Origin of the sequence: Nocardioides sp., assembly GCA_037045645.1 — a bacterium.
Lineage (GTDB): Bacteria > Actinomycetota > Actinomycetes > Propionibacteriales > Nocardioidaceae > Nocardioides.
Window position 1 is genome coordinate 2,184,783 of record JBAOIH010000001.1, and the last position, 11,750, is coordinate 2,196,532.

At 68.1% G+C, this 11,750-nt stretch carries 10 protein-coding genes; 1 reads left to right on the plus strand and 9 read right to left on the minus strand.

Translation table 11 applies throughout. The features are described from left to right. Positions 1-2: 2 nt before the first annotated feature. Genes nadE through V9G04_10880 form a run of 3 tightly spaced genes read right to left on the minus strand, consistent with a single transcriptional unit; the run spans position 3 to position 4,551 of the window. Entirely contained in the window at positions 3-824 is an 822-nt protein-coding gene (nadE, locus tag V9G04_10870; protein MEI2713761.1) for an ammonia-dependent NAD(+) synthetase, read from the minus strand. A gap of 37 nt (positions 825-861) precedes the next feature. After that, positions 862-2,958, minus strand: coding sequence for a GMC oxidoreductase (locus V9G04_10875; GenBank protein MEI2713762.1), 2,097 nt, complete (start codon positions 2,956-2,958; stop codon positions 862-864). A gap of 27 nt (positions 2,959-2,985) precedes the next feature. Continuing rightward, positions 2,986-4,551, minus strand: a complete 1,566-nt coding sequence (locus V9G04_10880) for an MFS transporter (protein ID MEI2713763.1) — start codon at positions 4,549-4,551, stop codon at positions 2,986-2,988. Between the two features lie 122 nt (positions 4,552-4,673). Between V9G04_10880 and V9G04_10885 the strand changes: the two genes are divergently transcribed. Further along, complete coding sequence (locus V9G04_10885) at positions 4,674-5,276, plus strand: TetR family transcriptional regulator (protein ID MEI2713764.1); 603 nt, start codon at positions 4,674-4,676, stop codon at positions 5,274-5,276. Here the strand turns inward: V9G04_10885 and V9G04_10890 are convergent. The 6 genes from V9G04_10890 to V9G04_10915 all read right to left on the minus strand — a co-directional run bounded on the left by V9G04_10890 (position 5,260) and on the right by V9G04_10915 (position 11,668). After that, positions 5,260-6,294, minus strand: coding sequence for a hemolysin family protein (locus V9G04_10890; protein ID MEI2713765.1), 1,035 nt, complete (start codon positions 6,292-6,294; stop codon positions 5,260-5,262). The genes V9G04_10885 and V9G04_10890 overlap by 17 nt on opposite strands. Beyond that, positions 6,291-7,673, minus strand: a complete 1,383-nt coding sequence (locus tag V9G04_10895) for a hemolysin family protein (GenBank protein ID MEI2713766.1) — start codon at positions 7,671-7,673, stop codon at positions 6,291-6,293. The genes V9G04_10890 and V9G04_10895 overlap by 4 nt, the downstream gene beginning before the upstream one ends. Positions 7,674-7,897: 224 nt before the next feature. Then, positions 7,898-8,707: an ATP-binding cassette domain-containing protein gene (locus tag V9G04_10900; GenBank protein ID MEI2713767.1), complete on the minus strand. Its 810-nt coding sequence runs from the start codon at positions 8,705-8,707 to the stop codon at positions 7,898-7,900. Further along, the gene (locus tag V9G04_10905; GenBank protein MEI2713768.1) at positions 8,704-9,729 is read right to left on the minus strand and encodes an iron chelate uptake ABC transporter family permease subunit; all 1,026 of its coding nucleotides are present in this window, start codon (positions 9,727-9,729) and stop codon (positions 8,704-8,706) included. The genes V9G04_10900 and V9G04_10905 overlap by 4 nt, the downstream gene beginning before the upstream one ends. Continuing rightward, a complete protein-coding gene (locus V9G04_10910; GenBank protein MEI2713769.1) occupies positions 9,716-10,678 on the minus strand; it encodes an iron chelate uptake ABC transporter family permease subunit in 963 nt (320 codons plus the stop codon). Before V9G04_10910 ends, V9G04_10905 begins: the two co-directional genes overlap by 14 nt. 15 nt (positions 10,679-10,693) lie before the next feature. Continuing rightward, positions 10,694-11,668: an ABC transporter substrate-binding protein gene (locus V9G04_10915; protein ID MEI2713770.1), complete on the minus strand. Its 975-nt coding sequence runs from the start codon at positions 11,666-11,668 to the stop codon at positions 10,694-10,696. Positions 11,669-11,750: the final 82 nt, after the last annotated feature.

An 11,750-nucleotide genomic window follows, 5' to 3' on the forward strand; every position in this document is an offset into this window, starting at 1 on the left:
TCTCAGCGCCACCAGGTGTCGCTGATCGTGACCGGGGTGGTGCGCTTGTGCCGGGTCCGGCTCCACTTCTCCTCGATCCGCTCGGCGACGTCGTCGGGGACCTCTCGACCCTCCAGGTAGGCGTCGATGTCGTCGTACGTCAGGCCCAATTCGTTCTCGTCGGTGCGGCCGGGTTGGTCATCGAGAAGATCTGCGGTCGGCACCTTCTGCCACAGCCGCTCGGGTGCACCCAGATGCGCCAGCAGGCGACGGTTCTGGCCCTTGTCGAGACCGAAGAGGGGCAGGATGTCGGCGGCGCCGTCTCCGAATTTCGTGAAGAAGCCGGTCACGCTCTCGGCGCCGTGGTCGGTTCCGATGACGAGCAGGTTGTGGTCACCCGCGACGGCGTACTGCGCCACCATCCGCAGGCGCGCCTTGGTGTTGCCCTTGGTGAAGTCGGAGAGTTCTTGGCCCGTCGCGCGGTCGTACTCGGCCTCGAAGCCGTCCACGCCAGGGGCGACGTTGTAGGTGAGGCACTCGTCGGGGGCGATGAAGGTGACCGCGGCCTGCGCGTCCGCCTCGTCCTGCTGGACCTTGTACGGCAGACGCATCGCCACGAATCGCGCGTCACCGCCGCCGTCACGGACCCGTTCGACGGCCAACTGCGCCAGCCGCCCGGCCAGCGTCGAGTCCAGACCACCCGAGATGCCGAGGACGAAGCCGCGGGTGTGGGTCGCGCGGAGATAGTCGACGAGGAAGGAGATCCGGCGTTCGATCTCTTCGGCCGGGTCGATCTGGGGGCGTACGCCCATCTCGTCGATGATCACGCGCTGGAGTTCACGCATCGGGGGCTCTCCTCTGCTTGCCGAAGCCTCGAAGTTATCAGTGGCCCAGGTCGAGACCGGGCGGCGCCTCACCGGTCGGCGTCAGCAGGAACGGCGTCCCGCCGATGCGTCGTACGCCGGGCAGGTCGACGTACGTCATCCCCACGAAACTCGACCCGTCGGCCGTCCAGCGGATCTCGTCGCGCACCCAGCGCCACGGTCGCGGCGCGTCCACTGCGTACGAGACCACCAGCGCCGGGCGTCCGTCCGAGAGTGAGGTGCCCACAGCCAGGGTCATGGGCAGCACCTCGGCAAGGTCGGCGCCTCGTCGGACGAGGTTGACGCCCGCGATCGAACCGACGGCGCGCCGGAAGCGTTTGCCGTACCAGTGCGGCAGGCCGATCAGACCCAGTCCCGGCGGCGCGATGCGGGTCAGTGGAGGTACGAACGAAGCGGCCAGGTCACCCACGTCCTCCAGGAGCAGGTCTTCAGGGGCAGGCGTTGCCAGGCCACCCCACGCCCGCTTGAGAGTCACCACGGTGTGCGCCATCCGGTCACCTGGGTCAGGCGCCGGCATCGCATCATCGATCGGCGCGGGGAAGAGACTGGCGAACCGCTCAGCCAGCGCGGTAATCGTGAGCGAGGGATTCACGCCGAGGTTGGCCGGGATGACGCTGGCATCGGCGACGAAGAGCCCGGGATAACCGTGGACCTCGTGTCGCGCATCGACGACCCCGTGGGCCGCATCGGGCCCCATCACCGCGCCGCCGAGCACATGCGCGGTGACCGACAGGCCACCTACCGACTCCCCGAGGAGGTTGAGTGCTCGACCGCCGGACGCGGCCGCGAAGGCACGGGTGACCTCGTTGGCAATCGGGATGTTGCTGGGGGGTCGCGTGCCGTCGGTCAGGCGGGAGCGCAGGGTGCGTCGCCACGGCTGGGACGCGGAGCGCCGCAACTCCAATGCCAGTTCGCTGTCGTGATGTTGCATGGTGGTGAGGACGGTGAGGCGCCGCAGGAAGTCCCGCGCACCCATCAGCTGCGCCTGGGCGAGCGGGTTGGACGCCAGTGCTCGGAGGACCCGCCGGGCACGGCGCCCAGGACGATCGTCGTCCACCATCGGTCCCAACTGGGCTCGCATGTGCCACCCACCCATGTAGCGGTTCTGTGTCACGTGCGTACGCGCGTCGGGGTGGAAGTGACTGGAGATCGTCGGCCCCTGCGACAAGTCGTCTCCAGGCGGCTGCAGCACGGCGGTGAGAGCCTCGGAATTGGTGCGTACGCGCCGGCCGAGGAGCGGCGAGATGTCGGGCAGGGTGCCGAGTTCGTCGCGGCAACGGTGCAGCAGTTCCAGGGTCCCGAGCACACCTGCAGCCAGGACCACCCGGCGGGCGGAGATCGTCGTACGCCGATCCTTGCGCCACGGATGCCGCGTTTCGACCAGGTAGCCGCCCTCGACCGGGCTCAACCGGGTCACCTCGTGCTCGGCACGGATCTGCACACCCTCCTGTTCGGCGAGGTGCAGGTAATTGCGGGTCAACTCGTTCTTCGCGCCATAAGGACACCCCAGCAGACATTCACCGCAGAGGCGGCAGCCGGTGCGCTCGGGTCCGCGACCGTCGAAGAACGGGTCCGGTTCGCTGACGCCGGGGCGACCGAAGTGGATCGCGGTCGGGACGGGACCGAAACTGTCCTCTGCGCCCGCAGCGCGTGCTGCGGCCTGCAGGTAGTCGTCCATCCGGCCATGGTGCGCGCTGGTGACCCGCCCCAGCATCCGCGCCGCCCGCGCCAGATGCGGCGCGAGCTCGCCACGATCGATGCCGAGATCGGCGACCGCCGGCGCGGCGTAGAAGTCGTCCCCGGGCTCCAGAAGCACCCCGGCCCACACGATCGAACCGCCCCCGACACCGGTGCCCCCGATCACGGCGACGTGCTGGAAGATCCGCTGCCAGAAGAACCCTCGCAGTCCCACACTCGGCTGCCACAGATAGGCGCGCGGGTCCCGCCGAGCACGAAGCAGGTCACTGTCGGACAGGCGGCGGCCCTTCTCGGCCACGATGACACGGTGCCCGGCCTCAGCCAGGCGCAGGGCAGTCACCGCCCCACCGAAGCCGCTGCCGACCACGACGACATCTGCGTCCCATGCCTGATTCACCTGCTCACCGTAGAGGTTTGGTGACCCTCACGGCCCGACATCCGGTGCACTCTCGCGGTCGCTGCCGGCATTGCGTGGCAGCGCGATCGTGGCGAGCAGTCCGATTGCCAGCGCGAGTGCCGCGAGCCCTGTCGTCCACCGGCTGGCCTCGATCATGGCCTCACTGGCCGCCCGGGCAATTGCTGCTTGCGCGGGGTCGGACTGGAAGCCCGCGATGGCGATCCCGGCCGACTCGCGAACCGCCGTGACAATGCGGTCAGATGCGGCAGTCGGCAGGCCCAATGAGGCGAGGTTCTCCTGGGTGGCTCGGCCGAGTTGGGCGATGAGGAAGCCGCCGAGGAGCGCGACGCCGAGGGCAGAGCCGATCTGTCGCACGCTCGACTGGAGCCCGGAGGCCTGTCCGCTCTCGTCGACGGGGACGTCGGCCAGCAGCAGCGAGGTGAGTTGCGCGGTCGCGAAGCCCACGCCGAAGCCGTACAGGAACAGCCACGCCGCAATCGTCCAGGTCGAGACGTCGAGCGACAGCGACCACGCGAGCCCTCCCACGGCAAGGGCTTCGAGGAAGAGCCCGATCCGCACGATCTCGCGCTGCGACATCCGCTGGGACAGCTGCGGCAGTGCGCCCGAGGCCAGGAAGGTCCCGACCGCGAGGACCAGGATCACCGCACCGGTGCTCAGGGCCGAATACCCCAGCGTCCCCTGAAGCAGCAGCGGGAGGGTGAAGAGGAGGCCGAACTCTCCGAACGAGACGATGAGTGCCGCGATCGCCCCATTGCGAAACGATCGGATGCCGAAAAGGCCGAGGTCCACCAATACGTCGCGGCCGGCACGTGCCCGAGCGCGCTCGAGCCAGACGAAGCCAACGAGCAGCACCAAGCCCACGACGAGCACGAACGGCACTGGCGAGAGGGCGCCGTCGTCTTGGCGCCACCAGCCGTACCACTCCGCCTCGATGAGTGCGAAGACGAGGGCACCCATGCCGAGGGCGGACAGGAGTACGCCGCCCCAGTCGCGCAGGTCGGTGGCGTTGGCATCGCGGGTCTCGGGCAGTGCCTTGACGATGCCGATGACCACCAGGAGACCGACCGGGATGTTGAGCCAGAAGGCTCCCCGCCAGGAGACGTCGGTGGCCACCCAACCACCGACGAGGGGGCCGATCGCCGCCATCCCGCCGATCGCCGAACCCCACACGGCGAAGGCGATCGCACGGGCGCGGCCCTGGAACATCGCATTGAGCGTGGACAACGTGCTCGGCACGATCATGGCCGCGCCCAGTCCCTGGACGAAGCGCGCGCCGATCAGCATCTGGCCGTTCTGGGCGAGCCCGGCGACGACGGATGCGACCATGAAGACCGCCATGCCGATGAGGAAGACCCGACGCCTGCCGTGCACGTCGCCGATCCGGCCCACCGTGAGCAGCAGGGCGCCGAAGACGAGCGCGTACGACGCGTTCAGCCATTGCGCGTCTGCGGCGGTGAGGTGGAGATCTTCCAAGACGACGGGCAGCGCGACGTTGACGATGGTCGCGTCCATGATGACCAGGCTGACGCCGAAGCCCAGCGTGAGCAGCGCGGCCCAGCGCGCGGGAGTCATGGCATCAGTGGCACTGCCATTAGCGGAGAGTTCGTTCACAGAGAACCACGTTATCGACACTACCGTCGAGAAACAAGCCGACACATGTGTCGAAAAGATGCTCCGTCTGGGAAGATGTGGCCATGCCCAGGATCGAGGCCCCCACGCTCGCAGAGCATCATGCGCAGCGGCGCGCGGCGATCGTGGCGGCCGCCGTCGATCTGCTCGGCCGCGAAGGCATCGGCGCCGTCACCCCGGCGGCCGTAGCGTCAGGTTCTGGCCTCGCGCGCAGCAGCCTGTATCAGTACTTTCCCTCCACCGCCGCGCTGGTGGCGGCGGCCGTCGAGGAGAAGCTCACCCGCACCCGGATCCTCATCGAACGCGGGCAGTCTCGAGCCGCGACCCCGGCCGAGCGGGTGCTGGCCTGGGTCGACAGCGCACTCACCGCGGCCGTCGAGGGACATGACCCCACGCGGATGCACTCGGCCGCCGAACTGCCCGAAGAGTGCCGAGCCGCAGTCGCCGCACTGCACCTGGAACTGACCACGCCACTGGTCGGAGCGCTCGACGAGCTTGGGAACGCCTCGCCGGAGGCGGTGGCAGAGGCTTGTGGGCGGGGCGGTCGCCGCGGCGGCGGGCCAGGTGGCACGCGGGGCATCCGTACGCACGGTGCGCCACCGGGTGCGTACGTTCGTGCTCAACGCGGTCACGTAGCCGACGCGATCACCCTCACGCCGCGGGGATGAGCTCGCTCAGGATGTCGGTCAGGGTGACGACGCCGAGAACACCACCGGTCTGATGGCCGATCGGGACGGACTCGGCGGCATCGTCGACGACTGCCGCGATATGGCTGCTGGTCTCCCGCATCTGCCGCAGTGCCTCGTGCAGTGCCGTGTTGATGTCGAGACGGAGCAGGTCGCGTACGAGTGGCTGGACGGGGTGGTCCGGGTCGAGGTCGAGGGTGTCGCGCACGTGGACCATGCCGGCGATAGTGCCGTCCTGCTCGCGGATCAGGATCCGCAGATGATGGGTGTCCAGCGTGGCTTCTTGCAACTGCGCGACGGTCGCACCGGTCGACACGGCCGCCACATCGCGACGATCGTCGAGCAGGTCCGCCACGGTGCGGCTGCGCAACTCGATGGCGCTCTCGATGGGAGCGCGGTACGCCGACTGGAGGGCGCCGACGTTCGCGGAATGCTCGACCAGCGCGCGCAGCCCTTCGGGGCTCTGCGCTGCGGCCAACTCGTCGACGGGCTCGATGCCGAGGGCGCGCAGGATGCGGTTGGCCGAGTTGTTCATCGCCAGCAGCAGCGGCCGGGTGGCCCACATGAAGCCGCGCATCGGCAACGCCAAGAGCGTCGCGGAGCGCTCGGGGTGGGCGATCGCCCACGACTTGGGCGCCATCTCCCCCACGACCAGGTGCAGGAAGGTCACCACGAACAGCGCCAGGATGAAGGAGGCCACGTCGGCGACCGCCACGGGCAGGCCGACCGACTCCAGGGGTGGCATCAGCCAGTGGTGGACGGCCGGCTTGGTGATCGCTCCCAGCGCCAGGGTGCATACCGTGATGCCGAGTTGCGCCCCGGCCAGGACGAGGGTGAGGTCGGCCGCGGACCGCAGGGCCGCGCGGGCACCCGTCGAGGTGTGGGCACGTTCCTCGAGTCGGTGACGTCGAGCGGCGAGCAGCGCGAACTCGATGGCGACGAAGAACGCCGACGCGGCCAGGATCGCGACGGTGGCGGCAATGACGGCAGTGGTACTCATCGCTCATCCTCGATCGTGTCGGACTCCCCCACGACGGGCTCCGACTCCGGCAGGGTCAATCGCAGTCGCGAGGGCACGTGATTGGCGATCTCCAGCACCTCCACGTGGAGAGTGAGCGGAATCGGGGTCTCGTCCTCCAGCAGCGCGGTCGCGTCGAGAGGCAACGCGATGTCGACCGTCTGACCCTGCTCCGGGAGTGCACCCACGGAGTCGATGACCAGGCCGGCGATCGTTTCGTACTCGCCTGGGGGAAGATCGATGCGCAAGGCCCGCTCCACCTCGTCGACGTGGACGTCGCCGTTCATGATCCAGATGCCGTCGTCCTCGACGGGTTCGGCGTTGAGGTCGTCGGGGTCGTGTTCGTCGGTGATCTCGCCGACGATCTCCTCGGCCAGGTCCTCGATGGTGAGGATGCCGGTGAAGCCGCCGTACTCGTCGACGACACAAGCCAGCCGTTCCTTCTCATAACGCAACAGGGACAGCGCCGCGGGCAGTTTCATGAGTTCTGGTACGACCAGGGCCGGTCGCACCAGGTCGGTGATCGGCCCCTCGGTCCGCGGGGCGCCCAATACATCGAGGAGGTGGAGTACGCCGACCACGTTGTCGCCCTCGTCGAGGACCGGGTAACGGCTTGACCCGGTGCTCATCGACGTCCTGGCCTGCGCCAGAGTGCTCGTGCTCGCCAGGGTGTCGACCCGGCTGCGCGCGATCATGGCGTGGCCGACGTCTTGGCGGGGGAAGTCGATGATGCGGTCGATCATGGTGGACAGTTCGTCGTCGAGTTCACCGCTGTCTCGTGACAGTTCCACGACGTGTTCGAGATCGCTGGCGGTCGCCGCGTGCTCGACATCGTGAACCGGTTCGATGCCCATGGCCTTCAAGAACAATTCGGCCGCCTTGTCGAAGAACCAGATCAGCGGCTTCATCACCGCCAGGTAGATCCGCGTCGGGGTGGCCAGCCAGCGCGCGGACCCGTCCGGCCGGGAGATCGCGTAGTTCTTCGGCAGCAACTCGCCGAACAGCATCTGCACGATGGTCGAGAACCCCAGTGCCACGATCGATCCCACGCCGAGTGCCCAGGCCGTGGACGACCCGCCGGCCAGGTCTGCCAGCGCGACACCGATCAACGGCTCCGCGACATAACCGACCAGAAGACCGGTCACCGTGATGCCGAGTTGGGCACCCGAGAGCATGAAGGAGGTGCGCGAGGTGATGCCGAGTGCGCGCGCCGCAGCGGCGTCACCTCGCGCTGCGGACGCGGTCAGACGCGACCGGTCGACGGCCATGTACGCGAACTCCTGCGCCACGAAGAACGCAGTCCCGCCCGTGATGAGGAGGACGACGCACACGCCGACGAGCAACGAAAGCCAAGGGTCCATGGTCGATGCGCGGCGGCGCGTACTCCTTTGTGGTTTTTGGGTGGGGGTGTCACGTCGAATCCGGCGACAGAGTCTGGATCCGCTGGTCCAACGTCCGACGATCTTCGGTAGTTCCGGGTGGCGCTTCGACGGGCGCCGCTGAATCGTCGCACAGCGCCGCCGGAGAGGCGCATCGCTCGCCTGGGCGAGGAAGGGACCTGGTCCGCGGGGCGCGGCCGGTGAGCTCAGCCGTGGTAGGTCGCGATCCGCTGCCCGTCGAGTTCGTGGACCCGGACGGGAAGTCCGTAGACGCGGGTCAGCACCTCGTCGTCGATGACCTCCTCGGGTGAGCCGCAGGCCGCGATCCGGCCCGCACGCATGGCGACGATCGTGTCGGCGTAGCACGAGGCGACGTTGAGGTCATGCAGGACGACGACGACCGTACGACCCAGCTCACGAGCTGCGGCTCGCAACCGACGCATCATCGTCGCGGCGTGCCGCAGGTCGAGGTTGTTGAGAGGCTCGTCGAGGAGTACGAAGTCGGTGTCCTGGCATAGCACCATCGCCACGAAGGCACGCTGGCGCTGGCCACCTGAGAGCTGATCGAGGAACCGGTCGGCCAGATCGGTCAGGTCGAAGTGAGCCAGCGCTCGTTCGACGTGGGCCAGATCGTCGGATCCCGGGCGCCCCTTGGAGTGCGGGTAGCGGCCGAAGGTCACCAGGTCGCGCACCGAAAGGCGGATGTCGAGGTGGTTGTCCTGACGCAGCACCGCGAGTTTGCGCGCCAAGACGTCGGAGGCCGTGCTCGATACGTCGAGCCCGTCGACGGTGACCCGGCCTCCGTCGGCCCGCAGCAGGCGCCCCACGACCGAGAGCAGCGTCGATTTGCCGGCACCGTTGGGGCCGATGAGGGCTGTAACGCCGCCGCGCGGCAAGTCGAGGCTGACAGCGTCGAGCACGACCGTGGCGCCGTATGCCTTGCTGACCCCGTCGGCACGGATGCCGTCGCAGTCGGCGTCGATCGTCGGCGTGGATCTGGACCTGAGGATGGTCATGTGAGGTTCCTCCGGGCTCGGTGCAGGAGCAGTGCGATGAAGGTAAGGCCGCCGACGAACTCGATGACGACCGACAACGTCGTGGTGACCTCGAGGACTCGCTCGAGGAGGAACTGGCCACCGACCAGCGTGCAGATCGCGGCTAGGCCGGCCATCGGCAGGACCACGGCATGGCGGTGGGTACCGGCGAGTTGATAGGCGAGGTGTGCGACGAGCAGGCCGAAGAACGTGATCGGTCCGACCAGCGCGGTGGAGACCGAGACCAGGACGGCCACGACCGTGAGGACCCGGGTCACCTCGCGGCGATGGTCGACGCCCAGGTTGGTGGCGGTGGCGGGGCCGAGCGCCAACACGTCGAAGACGTGCAGGCGACGTACGACGAACACCGTGGCGCCGCCGACAATGGCCGCCGAGATCCACACCAGATCCTCGTCGACCGTGGTGAACGACGCGAACATCAGGTCCTGCAGGATCTGGAACTCGCTCGGGTCGATGAGCCGTTGCAAGAAGCCCGCCAGACTGCGAAACAGGGTCGCGAACACCATGCCGACCAGCAGCAGTACGTGCAGTTCGCGCCGGCCCGAGGTGAACAGCCAGCGGAAGAGTGTCAGCGCGAACGCCACCATCAGCAGGGTCTCGACCACGAACACCAACCGGGGGTCGGTGTCACGGAAGAGTTGCGCGGTGAAGACGAAGACCACGACGGTCTGGAGCAGGATGTAGAGCGCGTCGAAACCCATCAGCGACGGAGTCAGGATCCGGTTGCCGGTGACGGTCTGGAAGAGCACCGTCGACACCGCGATGGCCCAGCCCACGATGACGAGTGCGACGAGGCGCCGGATCCGCAGCGGCACCACGAACTCCGCGTAGCCGTTGGTGTCGGCCAGCAGGAACCCGGCGATGACGGCGAGCGTGACCGTCGCGAGGATGCCGACCCGGACCCACGGTCGGAGGACGGGGCGCGCGCCGGCGACCGAGGTGAGCTGCGGGGTGCGGTGAGGAGAGGTGTCAGTGCGCGGCATCGGGGCTCCTGCGCAACAGCAACCAGAGGAAGATGACCGCGCCCACCACACCCATGACGGAGCCGACCGGCACCTCGTACGGATAACGGATGAGGCGACCGACGATGTCGCAGGCCAGGACCATCGCGGCGCCCAGCAAGGCCACCCACGGCAGGCCCCGACGGGCGTGATCGCCGACCAGCATGCTTACGACATTGGGCACCACCAGGCCCAGGAAGGGAATGACGCCGACTGTCACCACCACGACCGCGCTGATGACCGCGACGAGGGACAGGCACAGGGCGAGTACCACGCGGTAGTTGAGTCCCACGCTGGTCGCGAAGGACTCCCCCATGCCCGCGACGGTGAACCGGTCGGCGGCGAGAAAGGCTATGGCCACGAGCGCCGCCGCCACCCAGAGGAGTTCGTAGCGGCCGCGCAGTACGCCGGAGAAGTCGCCGGTCATCCAACTGTTGAGGGTCTGCATGAGGTCGTATTGGAAGGCCAGGAAGGTCGTGGCAGCTCCGACGACACCGGCAAGCATCATCCCGACCACCGGCACCAGGACGGTCGAGGTCGCCGGCAGCAGGCGTACGACCCTGAGGAAGATCCAGGTGCCGAGAAGCGCGAACACGCACGCGAACAGCATCTTGCCCATCAGGGAGACGCCGGGCCACAGGAGCGTCACGAGCACGAGACCGAGGCCGGCCGCCTCGGTGGTGCCGACCATCGACGGTTCGACGAACCGGTTCCGCACGGCCAATTGCATCAGCAGGCCGGAGACGGCCATTGCCATGCCGGCCAGGACGAGCGAGATCGTGCGGGGCATCCGCGAGACCATGAGGATCTCGAAGTCGAGGGCCGAGACCCCGATCGTGGTACTGACCGCCGCGAGGACGAGCACGCCGACCACCCCGCCGACCAGGGCGATCGGCGGGGTGTGTACGCGGGGCGAGGTAAGGGTGGACATGGCCTCAGGCCGACATCAGGCGATGCCTGCCTTGATCTCCTCGATCAGGGTGCCGAGGCCGGTAAGGCCACCCACGACGATGTACCAGGCCTCGCCGTCCACGTAGGTGACCCGATCGTCCTGCCAGGCCTTGGTCGCGTGGACCAACTGGTTGTCGAGGACCTCTTCGGCGGAGTCGCCCGACTCGCCGATGGCCGCGTCACGGTCGACGACGAAGAGCATGTCGGGGTCGGCCTCTCGTACGAACTCGAACGAGACCGCCTCTCCGTGGCGCGACTCGGTGTCGCCAAGTTCGCCGGTCGCCGCCTCGACGCCGAAATCCTCGTGGAGGAAGCCGAAGCGGGAGTTGAGGCTGTACGCGGTGATCTCTCCTCCGCTCGTCAGCAGCACCAGCGCGGTGCCGGCGTCCGCGGCGCCTTCGTTGATCTCGGCGACCTGCTCGTCGTACTCGGCCAACTTCGCCTCGGCCTCGGCGGTCTTGTCGAAGATCTTGGCGAGTTCGAGGACGTTGGTCTTGGCCGACGCCAGATAGTCGGTCTCGTCCACCGACATGTCGAGCACGGGGACACCGTCGAAGGCGTCGGCAAGGGTGTCGTGCATCTCCGAGGAACGGCCGCCCACGATGATCAGGTCGGGCTCGGTCTGTGGAATCGCCTCAAGGTCGGGCTCGAAGAGGTCACCCACGCCGACATAGTCGTCACCCTCGTACTTCTCGAGGTAGGACGGGGCAGCGCCCTTGGCCACGCCGGAGACGGCGTCCACTCCCAACGCGTCGAGGGTGTCGAGGACACCCATGTCGTACACGACGACGCTCTCGGGGTTGAGCGGGACCTCCTCGCTGCCGCGCGAGTCGGTGACCGTGATGGTCTCGACCTGCGTGCTGTTCGACTCGGCGTCGCTGCCGCAGGCCGTCAGGGTGAGCAGCCCCGCGGCCAGCAGCGGCGTGAGGCCGCGGACGTACGGGTGTCGAAGTGTGGGTCGACTGATCATTCCAGAACTCCTGACTTTGCTTAGACTTACCTAAGTAAGGCAACCCTAACGTCAAGTGTTCGGTCGCGTGGATCCGGGGGCC